At 60.0% G+C, this 16,087-nt stretch carries 10 protein-coding genes and 1 pseudogene; 2 read left to right on the top strand and 9 right to left on the bottom strand.

The window, feature by feature from the left end; genetic code table 11:
• Nucleotides 1–173 precede the first annotated feature (173 nt).
• Nucleotides 174–2,279, top strand: coding sequence for a polyribonucleotide nucleotidyltransferase (pnp, locus tag AYR47_RS02140; RefSeq protein ID WP_016976826.1), 2,106 nt, complete (start codon nt 174–176; stop codon nt 2,277–2,279).
• A 296-nt stretch (nt 2,280–2,575) separates the two neighbouring features.
• On the top strand, nt 2,576–3,196 hold the full coding sequence (locus tag AYR47_RS02135) for a BON domain-containing protein (RefSeq protein WP_061434088.1): 621 nt from the start codon (nt 2,576–2,578) through the stop codon (nt 3,194–3,196).
• 151 nt (nt 3,197–3,347) lie between these two features.
• Here AYR47_RS02135 and AYR47_RS02130 read toward each other — a convergent pair whose 3' ends face one another.
• From AYR47_RS02130 to AYR47_RS02090, 9 genes and pseudogenes are all read right to left on the bottom strand, one after another.
• Entirely contained in the window at nt 3,348–6,266 is a 2,919-nt protein-coding gene (locus AYR47_RS02130; RefSeq protein ID WP_061434086.1) for a DUF748 domain-containing protein, read from the bottom strand.
• Between the two features lie 87 nt (nt 6,267–6,353).
• Complete coding sequence (locus tag AYR47_RS02125) at nt 6,354–7,370, bottom strand: class I SAM-dependent rRNA methyltransferase (RefSeq protein ID WP_033898272.1); 1,017 nt, start codon at nt 7,368–7,370, stop codon at nt 6,354–6,356.
• Between the two features lie 57 nt (nt 7,371–7,427).
• A complete protein-coding gene (locus tag AYR47_RS02120) occupies nt 7,428–8,297 on the bottom strand; it encodes an oxygenase MpaB family protein (protein ID WP_061434084.1) in 870 nt (289 codons plus the stop codon).
• A 16-nt stretch (nt 8,298–8,313) separates the two neighbouring features.
• The gene (gene acs / locus AYR47_RS02115) at nt 8,314–10,251 is read right to left on the bottom strand and encodes an acetate--CoA ligase (protein WP_033898275.1); all 1,938 of its coding nucleotides are present in this window, start codon (nt 10,249–10,251) and stop codon (nt 8,314–8,316) included.
• A 105-nt stretch (nt 10,252–10,356) separates the two neighbouring features.
• Nucleotides 10,357–12,021 (bottom strand): glucose-6-phosphate isomerase, encoded by a 1,665-nt coding sequence (gene pgi / locus AYR47_RS02110; protein ID WP_061434082.1) that lies wholly within the window; start codon nt 12,019–12,021, stop codon nt 10,357–10,359.
• A gap of 225 nt (nt 12,022–12,246) precedes the next feature.
• Nucleotides 12,247–13,099 (bottom strand): annotated as a pseudogene (gene panC, locus AYR47_RS02105) (pantoate--beta-alanine ligase).
• Nucleotides 13,096–13,896 (bottom strand): 3-methyl-2-oxobutanoate hydroxymethyltransferase, encoded by an 801-nt coding sequence (panB, locus tag AYR47_RS02100; protein WP_016976834.1) that lies wholly within the window; start codon nt 13,894–13,896, stop codon nt 13,096–13,098. The pseudogene panC and the gene panB overlap by 4 nt, the downstream one beginning before the upstream one ends.
• A gap of 214 nt (nt 13,897–14,110) precedes the next feature.
• Complete coding sequence (folK, locus tag AYR47_RS02095; protein ID WP_061434079.1) at nt 14,111–14,608, bottom strand: 2-amino-4-hydroxy-6-hydroxymethyldihydropteridine diphosphokinase; 498 nt, start codon at nt 14,606–14,608, stop codon at nt 14,111–14,113.
• Nucleotides 14,609–14,610: 2 nt separating this feature from the next.
• Nucleotides 14,611–15,999 (bottom strand): polynucleotide adenylyltransferase PcnB, encoded by a 1,389-nt coding sequence (locus AYR47_RS02090; protein ID WP_033898282.1) that lies wholly within the window; start codon nt 15,997–15,999, stop codon nt 14,611–14,613.
• Nucleotides 16,000–16,087: the final 88 nt, after the last annotated feature.

The following is a 16,087-nucleotide window of genomic DNA, read 5'->3' as shown; positions in this document are numbered from 1 at the left end:
TTGTCTGCCGTGTGTCAGTGGGATTCCCGCTGGCGCATGGTAGGCTCCCAGCCTCAAGTTTTATCTGGATACACGTTTTACCCCTGGACCAGGCTCGGGCCGATTCCCGACATTGCCCAAGAATTTCGCAAGAAGACAAGTTCCCCCAAGAGCCACAAAGAAGGTAGGACACCGTGAACCCGGTTATCAAAAAATTCCAGTTCGGTCAGTCGACCGTTACCCTCGAGACAGGCCGTATCGCCCGTCAAGCCTCCGGCGCAGTGCTGGTTACCGTTGACGACGACGTGACCGTTCTGGTGACCGTTGTTGGCGCCAAGACCGCTGACCCGAGCAAAGGCTTCTTCCCTCTGTCCGTTCACTACCAGGAAAAGACTTACGCTGCCGGTAAGATCCCTGGCGGTTTCTTCAAGCGTGAAGGCCGTCCTTCCGAGAAAGAAACCCTGACTTCCCGACTGATCGACCGTCCGATCCGTCCGCTGTTCCCAGAAGGCTTCATGAACGAAGTGCAGGTTGTCTGCACCGTCGTTTCCACCAGCAAAAAGACCGATCCGGACATCGCTGCGATGATCGGTACCTCGGCTGCCCTGGCCATCTCCGGCATTCCTTTCGATGGCCCGATCGGCGCAGCCCGTGTTGCTTTCCACGAAAGCACCGGCTACCTGCTGAACCCGACCTACGAGCAACAGAAAGCGTCGAGCCTGGACATGGTCGTTGCCGGTACCTCGGAAGCCGTGTTGATGGTTGAATCGGAAGCCAAAGAGCTGACCGAAGACCAGATGCTGGGCGCCGTGCTGTTCGCCCACGACGAGTTCCAGGCTGTCATCAAGGCTGTCACCGAGCTGGCTGCCGAAGCCGCCAAGCCAACCTGGACCTGGGCTCCACAAGCCGAAGCCACCGAGCTGCTGGGCGCTATCCGCTCCGAGTTCGGCGCTGCCATCTCCGACGCCTACACCATCACCGTCAAGGCCGACCGTTACGCTCGCCTGGGCGAGTTGAAGGATCAGGTTGTGGCCAAGCTGTCCGGTGAAGAAGGCCAGCCTTCCTCCAGCGACGTCAAAGCGGCTTTCGGTGAAATCGAATACCGCACCGTTCGCGAAAACATCGTTAACGGCAAGCCACGTATCGACGGTCGCGACACCCGCACCGTACGTCCGCTGAACATCGAAGTCGGCGTTCTGCCGAAGACTCACGGTTCCGCGCTGTTCACCCGTGGTGAAACCCAGGCTTTGGTAGTCGCGACCCTGGGCACCGCCCGTGACGCACAACTGCTGGACACCCTGGAAGGCGAGAAAAAAGACCCGTTCATGCTGCACTACAACTTCCCTCCGTTCTCGGTGGGCGAGTGTGGTCGCATGGGTGGCGCTGGTCGTCGCGAAATCGGTCACGGCCGTCTGGCCCGTCGTTCGATCGCCGCCATGCTGCCTGCTGCCGACGTATTCCCGTACACCATCCGTGTTGTGTCGGAAATCACCGAATCCAACGGTTCCAGCTCCATGGCTTCCGTTTGCGGTGCTTCCCTGGCGCTGATGGACGCGGGTGTGCCGATGAAGGCGCCGGTTGCCGGTATCGCCATGGGCCTGGTTAAAGAAGGCGAGAAGTTCGCCATCCTGACCGACATCCTGGGCGACGAAGATCACCTGGGCGACATGGACTTCAAAGTAGCCGGTACCGCCAAAGGTGTGACCGCGCTGCAGATGGACATCAAGATCAAGGGCATCACCGAAGAAATCATGGAAATCGCCCTGGGCCAAGCCCTGGAAGCGCGCCTGAACATCCTCGGTCAGATGAACCAGATCATTGGCCAGTCCCGTACCGAACTGTCGGAAAATGCTCCGACCATGATCGCGATGAAAATCGACACCGACAAAATCCGTGATGTCATCGGTAAGGGCGGCGCGACTATCCGTGCGATCTGTGAAGAGACCAAGGCTTCGATCGACATCGAAGACGACGGCTCGATCAAGATCTTCGGCGAAACCAAGGAAGCGGCTGAAGCAGCCCGTCAGCGCGTCCTGGGCATCACCGCAGAAGCCGAGATCGGCAAGATCTACGTCGGTAAGGTTGAGCGCATCGTCGACTTCGGCGCATTCGTCAACATCCTGCCGGGCAAGGACGGTCTGGTTCACATCTCCATGCTGAGCGACGCTCGCGTTGAGAAAGTGACTGACATCCTGAAAGAAGGCCAGGAAGTGGAAGTGCTGGTACTGGACGTGGACAACCGCGGCCGTATCAAGCTGTCCATCAAGGACGTAGCAGCAGCCAAGGCTTCGGGCGTTTAATCACCCCCAAGCGTTGCGCTGAAAAAAAGGACTCCTCGGAGTCCTTTTTTTATGCGCGCTGGAAAGTGACGGGAAATCAGCCGCTTAGCTGAAGCCAAAAGCCGCAACTTGCATGCAGGCACGATGACGTTCATGCAACTTGCACGATTCCGAAAAGTGCCTATTTTTATAAGTTGTTGTTTTATATGGATTTTATTGTCTTATAAGACTTGGCACACTGCCTGCAATATCCCTGTTAACGCTGCAGCATCAAGGTTTACGTACTGCAGACTTTTAATAAAACAGGAGTTACTCGTATGAAGAAGTTCGCTCTCGCTACTGCTACCGCTCTGACCCTGGCCATGGGTGCTAACGTAGCCTTTGCTCAGACTTCCCAAGCCCCTATGACACTGGCGGCCGGTGAAGTGACCAAGGCTAAAGAGTCCACCTCAGATACCTGGATCACCACCAAAGTGAAAGCTGACCTGCTGACCGAGAAAGGTATTCCTGGTTCGGACATCAAGGTTGAAACCAACAAAGGCGTGGTTTCCCTGTCCTCGACAGTCGCTATCTCTGACGCACAGAAAGCCACTGCTGTAGCAATCACCAAGAAAATCAAAGGCGTGACCGCCGTTTCGGCTGACGGCCTGATGGCTGGCGGCGCTACCAAGGCTGACAATGTCGACAAAACCAAAAGCGCAGCAGCCGGTGCCAAAGAGTCCACTTCGGACACTTGGATCACCACCAAAGTAAAAGCTGATCTGGTTACCGAGAAAGGCATTCCTGGCACCGACATCAAAGTCGAAACCAACAAAGGCGTAGTGTCCCTGTCTTCGACCGCACCGGTCACTGAAGCTCAGAAAACTACCGCGGTGAACATCACCAAGAAAATCAAAGGCGTTAAAGCTGTATCGGCCGACGGCCTGAAAGCAGAGTAATGCTTGGAGTTTCGTCTGAACGAGACGGCGGCGGCTTAGGGTGAGCTAGATATCCACCCGATGCACCTCTGGAGTTCATGCGACCGACCACACGGATGTGGTCATTACAGGCCCCGGCACTTGTGTCGGGGCCTGTTCTATTCTGGGCGGGTTATTCCGCGTCCAGATGCATCGGCGTCACGACCCGACCATCCTTCTCGGCCTGCCCCAAGTTGGCATCAATGAAGTACACCCGATCATCTTCCAGCTGGCCTTTGTCCACCAGGTAGTCCTTGATGGTGCTTGCACGGTCCTGGCCCAGTTGGCGCAGCAGCACATCACTGCCACTCCAGAACTTGATCACGCCGTCACGAAGCTTGGCGCTACGATCATCGCTGCTCAGGTCTTTCCATTCGGCTGGTGGTTGCTGTTTCAGGCGGGTGCGGTAGATGCCTTCAAGCAACGGCGCCTTTTCCTTTTCCGGTACGACAAGCAGGGACGCCTGGGCTGGAACCTTGTCACCACGACGTTGAAGAATCTTGTAGTAGTTGTACTGGTATTCACGTTCCAGTCGCTGAGCGGCAAGGAACGGTCCATCGCTGCTGGCAGCCGCTGTGCCTTCGATCTCCAGGCGCAATGTAGGGCGCTCTTTCAGTGCTTTAGCCAAGGTGTTCAAGGCGCCTTCGGCATCCTTGTTCAATTCGCTGGACCCAGCGGCGAACGATACATTGCCAAGGTCTTCCGAGCCACCGCCCGTCACCAGCCCACCGATAAACTTGAAGGGCGCCGTCGCTGCACGCACTACCAGGTTACGCAGGGTCTGCCAGACAATCGGCATCACACTGAACTGCGGGTTATTCAGATCGCCTGTCACCGGCAGTTCGATGGAAATCTTGCCGTCGGAATCCTTGAGCAAGGCGATTGCCAGGCGAATCGGCAAGTCCACGGCATCGGCGCTGTCGACTTTCTCGCCAAGTTGCAGCTGCTCGACCACCACTTTGTTCTCGGCCTTCAGTTGGCCCTTGGTGATCACGTAATGCAGGTCGAGGTTCAGGCGACCCTTGCGGATACGGAAACCGGCGAACTTGCCGGAGTAGGGCGTCAGGGTGGTCAGCTCTACGCGTTTGAAGCTGGTTGCGATATCCAGCGCCGCCATCGGGTCGAACGGGTTCACGCTGCCCTTGATGGTCACCGGCGCATAACGATCAACCTTACCCTTGATATCGACGCTGGCCGGTTTGGCCTGGCGGCTGTCGATGGTGCCGATTTGCCCGTTGAGCTGTTGAATCGCCGTGGCGAAGTTGGGTGTGAGGCTGAAGTCGGCAAAGTTGGCCGAACCGTCATTGATTGCAATCTGCCCGATGCGGATGCCCAAGGGTTTTTCCTTGCTGGCGGGCTTGGGTGTTTTGTCGGCGGGTTGCGGGATCAACAGGTCATCCACGTTGGTGGTGCGGTCATCGTTGATCATGAAACGTGCATACGGCTGCAGCAGGTTGACCTTGTCGATCGACAGACTGTCGCCGTGCTGATAGTTCACGCCTTCTAGCACCAGGCGCTGCCATTTGAGGAAGTCGCGGGTCTTGAGGGTGTCCAGGGTGTGCAACTGGTCGACCTGCGCTCTGCCTGTGACCTGGAGCTTCAAAGGATCAGTGCTTTTCAGGTTCACATCGAGATTGCTGCCGAGCATGCCGCTGCGCAGTTCCAGGCGGATGAACGGGCTGATATAGGACTGGGCGACCCGCAGGTCGATGTCCTGGGTATTCACTTTCAGCTTGGCGCTGACCGGGTTGAGGTTAACCTCGCCGGTCGCCTGAACCTTGCCCTGCTTGCCCAGGCCGGTGTCGACTTTCAACGTGAAGGGGCTCTGGTTGAGGCTGTCGAAATTCTGCACATCGACGTTCAGCGGGCCCACTTCCAGCGCGACCGCCGGCTTGGCCTGACGGTCAGCCAGGTGCACCTGATAGTTGCGCAGTTGCACGTCCTTGAGCAGTACTTGCCAAGGCTTGCTTGGCGCCGCAGGCTCGGCTTTTGGCGAGTCGGCGGTGGCGGGTGCATTTTGGGGCTCGGGGGTCTTGGCCGGTTTGCTCGGCTGGCTGGCGAACAGTTTTTGCCAGTCCAGTTGCCCGTCGGACTCAAGCGCCGCCCAGGTTTCCAGCTTGTTGCTGCGGATCTTGCCGACGACGACCTGCTGCTTAGCCAAGTCCACGGTGGTTTCGCTGACGTCCAGGCGTTCCAGGCGCACCAGTGGGCGGCCATCCGGTGCCTTGATGGCAAATGGCGCGATGCTGGCGGAGGTGTTGGTCAGGTTCAGTTCTGTCTCTTTGGCCAGGCTGAACTTGTACTCGGTGCTGAAGTTGAGTACACCGTCTTCCAGCACCAATGGCAGCGCGTCACGTACATACGGCCACCAGGCTTTCATCTTGCCATCGGTGACTTTCAACGTGCCTTCGGAAGTGATCGGCACCAGGCTGAAATTACCTTTCCAGTCGATCTGTCCGCCTGCAGGCCCGGCTGCCACCAACGTCATGTCGGCGTTGTCTTCAGGCAGGGTACTGAGGTTTTTCAGCTCGAAGTCGAGCTTGTCGTAAAGGAATTCGATGGGTTCGCTGGGGCGCAAGTCTTCAAAATGCACATAGCCGCCGGCCAGCTTGATGCTGTCGATGCGCAGCGGAAACGGCTTGGCATTTGGATCGGTCGGGGTGGGCTCGCTGGGCGGCAGCTTGAACAACTGCGCGAGGTTCAACTGGCCGGACTTGTCGAACAACAGCTCAGTCTTGGGTTTGTCCAGTTGCACATCGGCCAGGTGCAGGGCGCGAGTCCAGAGGCTGTCGATCTGCAGGTTGGCGTAGAGACGCTCGAAACCCACCTGTTCCTTGCCCGGCTCACCGATTTTCAGCCCCCATGCCGTTACCTCCAGGCTGAACGGGTTGAGCTCGATCCGCTCGATCCGCGCCGGCACCGTGGCGTAATTGGCCAGTTGCTGGTTGGCAATGCGAAGGGCAACGCCAGGGAGAATCAAAAAGCCCAGCAAGCTGTACAGGGCAAGGGCGGTCAACAAGGCGCCAGCGGCGCGAATCAATCCTTTGGGCATGGGGCGGCGCCATCTATGTCAAACAGGAGTGCCTTGGAGTATGGCACGGGTTTTCGGTTCCGAAGAACGGGTCCTTTGGGAAACGTCTTACAGCTGCAGTATCAGGGTTTTCAGCGGGGGTTGTTGGTCCTGCGAGGGAAAGTCCGCGCCTGGCGTCATGACTTTGCAGTCACGCACGGGGCGCCCGGCCTTCTCTGCGCAACGTAGCACCTGTTCGCGCCAGTCCTCCATGCTGACTTTCGCCAGGTTGTTGCAGCAAATCAGCACGCCATTGTCGGCGGTGGCCAACAGTGCGGGCTTGAGCAGGCTCTGGTAATCGCGCAGCAGGTCGACGGTGCCGAAAGCACTCTTGGCCCAGGCTGGCGGGTCGAGCAGTACCAAGTCGTATTGACGTTGTTCCAGTCGCGGGTAACTCGGCAGCTTTTGCCCGCGGCGCTGGGTGATCGGCAGGCCGGCCAATTGGCGGATAGCCGGGAAGTAATCCGATTGCACGAACTGCATGGTCGGCAATTGCGGGTTGAGCAGCCCATTTTCGCGCCCGACCGCCAGGTTGCCCTCGGCGAAGTCCAGGTTGCACACCTCACGGGCACCACCGGCTGCCGCGCTCAGGCCGACGCCGCAGGTGTAGGCGAATAGGTTCAGCACGCTTTTGCCGGCGCTGTGGGCCTTGACCCAGCCGCGGGTGTTACGCAAATCCAGGAACAACAGCGGGTCCTGCCCGGCATGGCGGCCGCGCACGCGGTAATTGAGGCCCCACTCATGGCCGATCAGGTCTTCCAGTGCAGCGGGCTCGGCACGATAAACCGTGTCTTCGCGGTCGATGCGCGAGTTGCCACGGGAACGGTCGTTGTACACCAGCAACAATTCCAGGCCCATGTACTGGTTGACCTGTTGATGCAGGTCCAGCAGCTCTGCAGTTTCCAGGGAGTGGTGAAAACTCTGCACCAGCAATTGCGGGCCGTAGCGGTCGATCGTCAGGCCGCCGGCGCCTTCCTGGCTGCCATGGAACAGGCGGTAGCAGTCGGTGCCTTGGGCGTGCAGCTCATGGATCAGGTCTTGGCGATGATCGAGGGCGGCGCGCAGCGCCTGATTCAGAGGAGACATGGAGCGCGCCTTGCTGGGGAAATGAGGGCGCGAAGTTTAACAGCTATGCGCCGTCGCCTACATCAACCCCATCCGCCGATGGGCGCGTTGCACCGAACCGTTGCGCATCGCCCATCGCAGCATCGGCGCACTGCGCTTGACCCCGGCACGGATCATCTGGCGTTGCAGCGGGCTCTGGTGCTGGTCGAGCATGGCGCTGGCCCAATCCGGCAGCAGGTCAATGCCGGCCTGCATCATCAGACTGCCAAAAGGTTTGGCCAGCAGGCTGGGGGAGGGCGCGTTAAGCAGTAAACGTAGTACTTCGCGGCTGCGATCGTCGCACAGTAATTGCGGGCGGATGCGCGCCAGATAATCCGAAATTTCCTGCCGAGAACGCGGAACATGTCGCGCGCCCAGCTGTTCGGCGACCAAGGCAATTTCACTGTAGTAACGGTCCTGGTCTCGACCGGACAGATTCGGGTTGCGATAGCGCAAGTGGGCGGCGAGGAAGTTACTGACCTCTGCCACATGCACCCAGGTCAGCAATTCCGGGTCGCTGGCCGCGTAAGGTCGCCCGTCCGGGGCATGACCGACCACCTGCAAGTGAATGGTGCGGACTTTTTCGATCAGCCATTCGGCGTCTTTGCGCGAGCCAAATGTTGTGCCCGAGATGAACTGCGAGGTGCGCCGCAAGCGCCCGAGCATGTCCTGACGAAAGTTGGAATGGTCCCACACGCCCGCCAGGGCCAATGGGTGCAAGGCTTGTAGCATCAAGGCGCTGATACCGCCGATAAGCATGCTGCTGAAGTCGCCATGGACTTGCCAGCTCACCGAGTCGGGCCCGAACAAGCCGGGGTCGCCCTTAGGGTTTTCCAGGTCCAGTTGGCCCAGCGACAGGCCAGTCAGGCTCATCAACTGGTTTTCGATACGGCTGCGGATAAATTCCATGGCGACTCAGGGGTTCCTATCGGTTCAGGCGTTTGTCGATCAAGCCCTCTACGACACTCGGGTCGGCCAGGGTCGAGGTATCACCGAGGCTGTCGAGTTCGTTGCAGGCGATCTTGCGCAAAATCCTGCGCATGATCTTGCCGGAGCGGGTTTTCGGCAAGGCCGGGGCCCATTGGATCAGTTCCGGCTTGGCAAAGCTGCCGATTTCCTTGCTGACCAGCGCCAGCAGGTGTTTTTTCAACGCATCGTCGGGTTCCACTCCATTCATGGGCGTGACAAACGCATAGATGCCCTGGCCTTTGACGTCATGGGGGTAGCCCACCACGGCGGCCTCGGCCACCTGGTCGTGCAGCACCAGGGCGCTTTCCACCTCGGCGGTGCCGATGCGATGGCCGGAGACGTTGATCACATCGTCGATGCGCCCGGTGATCCAGTAGTCGCCGTCGTCATCACGGCGTGCGCCGTCGCCGGTGAAATAGTAACCGGGGTAGGGTTTGAAATAGGTGTCGATCATGCGCTGCGGATCGCCGTACACGCTGCGGATCTGCCCTGGCCAGCTCGCTTTGATCGCCAGTACGCCACTGCCGGCGCCGCTGAATTCCTTGCCGTGTTCGTCAAGCAATACGGGTTGTACGCCAAACATCGGCTGGGTCGCGCAGCCGGGCTTGATGCGCTGCGCGCTGACCAAGGGGCTGAGCATGATGCCGCCGGTTTCTGTCTGCCACCAGGTGTCCACGATCGGGCAGCGTTGTTCGCCGACGGCATTGAAGTACCAGTCCCAGGCTTCCGGGTTGATCGGTTCACCGACACTCCCCAGCAGGCGCAGGCTGGCGCGAGAGGTGTTCTCCAGCGGGCCGTGACCCTCGCGCATCAAAGCACGCAAGGCGGTGGGCGCGGTGTAGAAGATGTTGACTTTATGCTTGTCGATCACTTGCCAGAAGCGCGAGCTGTCCGGGTAGCTCGGTACGCCTTCGAACATCAGCGAAGTCGCGCCGTTGGCCAGTGGGCCGTACACGATGTAACTGTGGCCGGTGACCCAGCCCACATCGGCGGTGCACCAGAACACCTCGCCCTCGCGGTAGTCGAGCACGTATTTGAAGGTCATCGTCGCTTGCAGTAAGTAGCCGCCGGTGGTGTGCAGCACACCTTTGGGTTTGCCGGTGCTGCCGGAGGTGTAGAGGATGAACAGCGGGTCTTCGGCGTCCATTGGCTCGGGCGGGCAGTCGTCGCTGGCCGCATCCAGGGCCTGTTGATACTTGAGGTCGCGGCCTTCGCTCCAGTTGACGGTCGCACCGGTGCGCTCTACCACCAGAACCGTGCTCACATTCGGGCAGTTGGTCAGGGCTTTGTCGACATTCTGTTTCAGCGCCACCGGCTTGCCACCGCGCACGCCTTCGTCGGCGGTGATCACCGTGCGGCAGTCGGCGTCGAGAATACGGTCACGCAAGGCATCCGGCGAGAAGCCACCAAACACCACGGAATGCACCGCGCCAATCCGCGTACAGGCGAGCATGGCGTAGGCCGCTTCCGGGATCATCGGCATGTAGATGCACACCCGGTCGCCTTTCTTCACGCCACGGCTTTTCAGCACATTGGCCAGGCGACTGACGTTCTGGTGCAGTTGGCGGTAGGTGATGTTGGAGGATTTGGCAGGATCATCGCCCTCCCAAATGAAGGCCGGCTGATCGGCGCGTTGCGCCAGGTGACGGTCGATGCAGTTGTAGCTGACGTTCAGTTGGCCGCCGGCAAACCACTGGGCGGCGCCAGTGTTGATGTCTGAGCTTTGAACGGTGTGCCACGGGGTGATCCAGTCGAGAAAGCCTTTGGCCTGTTCAGCCCAGAAGGTGTCCGGCTGCTCGATGGATTGGCGGTAGAGGCGCTGATAGTCCTCTTGACTGAGTTGCGCAGCCCGGCGGACGGCATCGGCGGTGGGGAACGTGCTGATATCGAACATGAGCGATCCTTATTCTTGTTTTTGCGACAAGTCATAAAGATGCACCCTGCAAGGGGAGGGTTCAAGGCCAACGTCCAAACGGACGTTGGCCCTGCCATACCTGGATCAGCCGCGGTGACGACCGCGGAAGTAGTTGATCAGGCCCTGGGTCGACGCATCGTCGGCCAGGGTTTCCTCAGCGCCGGTCAGGCGGTTGTAGACACCCTTGCCCAGCTCTTTGCCCAGTTCCACGCCCCATTGGTCGAAGGCGTTGATACCCCAGATCACGCTCTGCACGAACACTTTGTGCTCATACATGGCAACCAGAGCGCCCAAGCGACGCGGGCTGATGCGCTCGACCACGATAGTGTTGCTCGGACGATTGCCCGGGATCACCTTGTGCGGTGCAAGTTTTTGCACTTCGTCTTCCGGGATGCCCTTGTCGCGCAGCTCGGTTTCGGCTTCGGCGCGGGTCTTGCCGAGCATCAGCGCCTGGCTCTGGGACAGGCAGTTGGCGTACAGCCACTGATGGTGGTCGGACACCGGGTTGAAGCTGACGATCGGCACGATAAAGTCGGCCGGGATCAGTTGGGTCCCCTGGTGCAGCAACTGGTGGTAGGCGTGTTGGCCGTTGCAACCTACGCCACCCCAGATCACCGGGCCGGTATCGGTCGCGACGGGCGTGCCGTCCTGGCGCACGCTCTTGCCGTTGGATTCCATGTCCAGCTGTTGCAAGTGTTTGGTGATGTTACGCAGGTAATGGTCGTACGGCAGGATCGCATGGCTCTGCGCGCCCCAGAAGTTGCCGTACCACACGCCCAGCAGACCCAGCAGCACCGGCATGTTCTGTTCGAACGGTGCGTTCTGGAAATGCTGGTCCATGGTGTAGGCACCGGACAGCAGCTCCTTGAAGTTGGACATGCCGATCGCCAGGGCGATCGGCAAGCCGATGGCCGACCACAGCGAGTAACGGCCGCCGACCCAATCCCACATCGGGAAGATGTTTTCTTCACGGATACCAAAGGCCACCGCCGCCGCGTTGTTGCTCGATACGGCGATGAAGTGGCGGTACAGCTCGGCTTCCGAGCCACCCTGGGCCAGGTACCAGGCGCGGGCGGCCTGGGCGTTTTTCAGGGTTTCCAGGGTGTTGAAGGATTTCGACGAGACGATGAACAGCGTGGTCTCGGCGCGCAGCTTCATGGTCAGCTCGTGGAACTCGCTGCCGTCGATGTTCGCCAGGTAGTGGCAGCGCACGCCTTTGTGGGCGTAGGACAACAGCGCTTCGGAGACCAGCTCCGGGCCGAGGAACGAGCCACCGATACCGATGTTCACCACGTCGGTGATCGGCTTCTCGGTGTAGCCACGCCACAGGCCATCATGAATGCGGCCGACCAGGTCGGTGATCTGGTTCAGCACCTTGTGCACGTCCGGCATGATGTTCACGCCGTTCACCGACAACTTGTCGCCAACCGGGCGGCGCAGGGCGGTGTGCAGGGCCGGGCGGCCTTCGGAGGAGTTGACCGGCTCGCCGGCGTACAGCGAGTTGATCGCGTCTTTCAGGCCGACTTCTTTGGCGAGGCCCACGAGCAGGTCGCGGGTTTCGCTGGTGATCAGGTTTTTCGAGTAATCGAGGAAAAGTCCGCAGCTGCTCAGGGTGAACTGGGAAAAACGCTGAGGATCGGCATTGAACGCTTCGCGCATGCTGAAATCCTGCATGGCTTGGCGATGTTGATTGAGCGCTTGCCAGGCGGGCAGAGCGGTAACGTCATGAGGAGTGCGGTAGTACGCCATCGCTGCGGGTTTCCTTTTATTACGGGGACTGCCTTTAGGACACTTCTAAGCCCGGAACGTCCAGTCTTTGATCAAGCATTGGGTTCCGGACAGCGCTAACCATAGCGCAGGGCGATTACATTAAACCTAGCGTGTCGATATGTCTTGGCTTTGTCTGCGCTAAGGCCGGTACTTTTTTATACCGGCCCTTTTTATTGACGCAGCGAGGAGGGTGACTGAAAGGGGTCAGTCGAGGGTCAGGTGCAGGTTGTCGATGAGTCGGGTAGCGCCGAGATAGGCGGCTACCAGGATCACGATATCCCGATCCTCGGCCGTTGCTGGGCGCAAATGCACACCCTGGCGAACTTCGAGGTAGTCCAGGCGCAACCCGGCGGCTTCGATCTGCTGGACCTGTTCGGCGCGCAGCTTGGCGAAGTCGTGGTCACCGGCTTTGATCGCGGCGCCAATCTGGCTGAGGCTGCGGTACAGCACCGGCGCAATGGCGCGTTGCTCGTCGGTGAGGTAGCCGTTACGCGACGACAGCGCGAGGCCGTCGTCGGCGCGCACGGTGGGCTCGCCGATGATCTGGATCGGCATGTTCAGGTCGTGGACCATGGCGCGGATCACCGCCAGTTGCTGGTAATCCTTCTGGCCAAACACCGCCATGTCCGGCTGGACCATGTTGAACAACTTGCTGACCACCGTCGCCACTCCTTCGAAGTGCCCCGGACGGCTGGCGCCGCACAGGCCTTCAGACAATTGCGGCACGCTGACGCGGGTCTGGCCCGGTCATGCCGCCGGGGTACATTTCCTCGACGGTGGGCGCGAACAACAGGTTGCAGCCCGCTTGCAGCAGATTTTCCTGGTCGGCGGCGAGTGTGCGCGGATACTTGTCCAAGTCTTCGCCAGCACCAAACTGCAGCGGGTTGACGAAGATGCTGGCCACCACGAAATCCGCCTGCTGGGCGGCCTTGGTCACCAACGTGGCATGGCCGCTGTGCAGGTTGCCCATGGTCGGCACAAAGCCAATGCGCTTGCCGGCATTGCGGGCGTGGGTCACCGCAGCCCGCAGTTCACGTACGGTTTTTACGGTGTTCATGCAGAGAATCCGTGTTCAGCGCCAGGGAAGGTCACGCCTTTGACTTCGGCGACGTAGGCGCTCAATGCAGCGTGAATGCTGTCCTGGCCGGCCATGAAGTTCTTCACGAACTTTGGCACACGGCCGCTGATCGACAGGCCGAGCATGTCGTGCAGCACCAGCACCTGGCCATCGGTGGCCGAGCCTGCGCCAATCCCGATCACCGGCACTTTCACCGCCTGGGTGATTTCTGCCGCCAGTTCGCTTGGCACGCATTCGAGCAGGATCATTGCCGCGCCCGCCTGTTCCAGGGCGATGGCATCGGCGCGCATCTGCCGCGCCTGGGCCTCATTGCGGCCTTGTACCTTGTAGCCGCCGAGGATGTTCACCGACTGTGGCGTCAGGCCCATGTGCGCACACACCGGCACACCGCGTTCCGCCAGCAGGCGGATTGACTCGGCCAGCCACACCGCGCCTTCGACTTTGATCATATGCGCGCCAGCTTGCATCAGCTTGCCGGCATTCTGGAAGGTCTGTTCGAGCGTCGCGTAACCCATGAACGGCAGGTCGGCGATGATGAATGCGCCATCGTTGCCGCGCTTGACGCTGGCGGTGTGGTACGCAAGTTCATCGGTGGTGACGGGCAGGGTGCTGTCATTCCCTTGAAGAACCATGCCCAGGGAGTCGCCCACCAGCAACACTTCAACCCCGGCCTGGCAACTGGCGTGGGCGAAGGTGGCGTCATAGCAGGTCAGCATGGCGATTTTTTCACCTTTGAGCTTGAGGCTCTGCAAGGTGGTCAGGGTAATGTCTGGCATGAAAAGGGTCCTCATTCAGGCGCTTGGAAACAGCGAGTAACGCGCGTGAGTCTTCGTTTATACAGGCGCACGGTCTTGAGAGCAGTGCTTATATGGCCTGGATTGCGCCCTTTAGCGCCGGGTTGGCGGCAGCGGGACGCCTATAGTCGTGAGGAGGACACGGGAAGTCAATTGGATGTGTTACCGCATTGTTACGATGACGGTGTTACCGCTGTTACTGACGCGATTCAGCAACTGTGAGGCGTTCCAGACCGACAAATGGGCAGGTTGCCAGCAAGTCATTGAGGGTTTGGCCATCGGGTAACGCCAGGCTGGCGGGCGCCAGTTCGGCCAACGGGTACAGCACAAAAGCACGCAGGTGCATCTGATAGTGCGGGACCTTGAGGCGCGGTTCGTCGATCAGGTGATCGCCAAACAGCAAGATGTCCAGGTCGAGCGTGCGCGGGCCCCAGCGCTCAAGACGTTCGCGGCCCTGGTCGTTCTCGATGGCTTGCAGTGCATCCAGCAACTCAAGGGGCGCCAGATTGCTGTCCAGGGCGGCAACCGCATTGGTGTAGCGCGGCTGGCCTGGGAGCAGGGAATCACTTTGATAAAACGCGGACACACCAGCGACGGTGGTGCCCGGCAATTGCGCCAGTGCTTCGATAGCGCTGCGCAATTGCTGGTCCGGGGCCGCCAGATTGCTGCCCATGCCGATGTAGATGCGTTCCACGTTTATTCGCCCGAGGTATCGGCCGCGCTGCGCTTGCGCTTGGTACCGCTGCGACGACGCTTCTTCGGCCCTTCGCCGTCGCCTTTGCTGCCGAGGTCACGAATCATGTCGCGGCGCTCGCTGTCATTGGCGTCCTGGTAATCGGTCCACCATTCACCCAGGCCATCGGTCTGCTCGCCAGCGCTTTCACGCAACAGCAGGAAGTCGTAGCCGGCGCGGAAGCGCGGGTTGTCCAGCAACAGGTCGGCGCGTTTACCGCTGCGGCGTGGCAGACGCTCCTGCATGTCCCAGATCTCGCGGATCGGCATGGTGAAACGTTTCGGAATGGCGATGCGCTGGCACTGTTCGGCGATCAGCTCATGGGCGGCTTCCTGCATGGCCGGGATCGGCGGCATGCCGCGCTCCTGCAAGCGCAGTACGCGTTTGGGCAACGCTGGCCACAGCAAGGCGGCAAACAGGAATGCCGGGGTGACCGGCTTGTTCTGCTTGATGCGCAGGTCGGTGTTGATCAGCGCTTCGCTGATCAAGGTGTGGGTGTACGTCGGGTTGTATTCCAAAGCCTCGGCGCTGGCCGGGAACAGTGGGTCGAACAACTGCAGGTCCACCAGCATTTCGAAGGTGTCGGCGGCATAACCCGAGAGGAACAGCTTGAGCACTTCTTCGAACAGGCGTGCCGACGGGATCTCCCGCAGCATCGGAGCCAGTTCGCGAATCGGCGCGGCGGTATGGCGCTCAATACCGAAGTTCAGCTTGGCGGCAAACCGCACGGCCCGCAGCATGCGCACCGGGTCTTCCTGGTAGCGTTGGACCGGATCGCCGATCAGGCGAATCAGGTTGTTACGAATATCGTGTACGCCATTGGCGTAATCGAGGATGCGCTCGCTGACCGGGTCGTAATACAGGGCGTTGATGGTGAAGTCGCGGCGTTGCGCGTCTTCTTCCAGGGTGCCGTAGACGTTGTCGCGCAGGATGCGCCCGCTTTCGTTGCGGGAGGACTGATTGGTGTCTTCCTCTTCATCGTTTTGCGGGTGGCCGGCACGGAACGTCGCGACTTCGATGATTTCGCGACCGAAGTGGATATGCACCAGCTTGAAGCGTCGGCCGATGATCCGCGCATTACGGAATTCGGCACGCACTTGCTCAGGCGTGGCGCTGGTGGCGACGTCGAAGTCCTTGGGCGTGATATTGAGCAGCATGTCGCGCACACAGCCACCGACCAGGTAAGCCTGGTAGCCAGCGTTCTGCAGGCGTTCGACGATATTCACGGCATAACGGCTGAATTGAGCGCGCTGCAGCGAATGCTGGCTGCTGTTGAGCACTTCAGGCGTGCTGCGTTTGTGTTGCGTACGACGCAAGGGAGAACGGAATGACTGGAACAACTTCTTCAGCATGGGATGCACTGTTTGAAGGAATGTTCGGCCATAACGAAGAATGACCGCATGATGGGCGGGGATTCTAGCATTTAGTCAGGGGATGGTG

The organism is Pseudomonas azotoformans (genome assembly GCF_001579805.1).
Classification (GTDB): Bacteria; Pseudomonadota; Gammaproteobacteria; order Pseudomonadales; family Pseudomonadaceae; genus Aquipseudomonas; species Aquipseudomonas azotoformans_A.
Note: the sequence above shows the minus strand (reverse complement) of the source record. Positions and strands in the feature narration are given on the sequence as shown.

Bases quoted from the DNA above. Each gene is read 5' to 3' on its own strand.
- AYR47_RS02090 (WP_033898282.1), bottom strand. From the start codon at position 15,999: ATGCTGAAGAAGTTGTTCCAGTCATTCCGTTCTCCCTTGCGTCGTACG.
- panB (WP_016976834.1), bottom strand. From the start codon at position 13,896: ATGCCAGACATTACCCTGACCACCTTGCAGAGCCTCAAGCTCAAAGGT.
- AYR47_RS02135 (WP_061434088.1), top strand. From the start codon at position 2,576: ATGAAGAAGTTCGCTCTCGCTACTGCTACCGCTCTGACCCTGGCCATG.
- AYR47_RS02125 (WP_033898272.1), bottom strand. From the start codon at position 7,370: ATGTCTCCTCTGAATCAGGCGCTGCGCGCCGCCCTCGATCATCGCCAA.
- AYR47_RS02120 (WP_061434084.1), bottom strand. From the start codon at position 8,297: ATGGAATTTATCCGCAGCCGTATCGAAAACCAGTTGATGAGCCTGACT.
- AYR47_RS02130 (WP_061434086.1), bottom strand. From the start codon at position 6,266: ATGCCCAAAGGATTGATTCGCGCCGCTGGCGCCTTGTTGACCGCCCTT.
- acs (WP_033898275.1), bottom strand. From the start codon at position 10,251: ATGTTCGATATCAGCACGTTCCCCACCGCCGATGCCGTCCGCCGGGCT.
- pgi (WP_061434082.1), bottom strand. From the start codon at position 12,021: ATGGCGTACTACCGCACTCCTCATGACGTTACCGCTCTGCCCGCCTGG.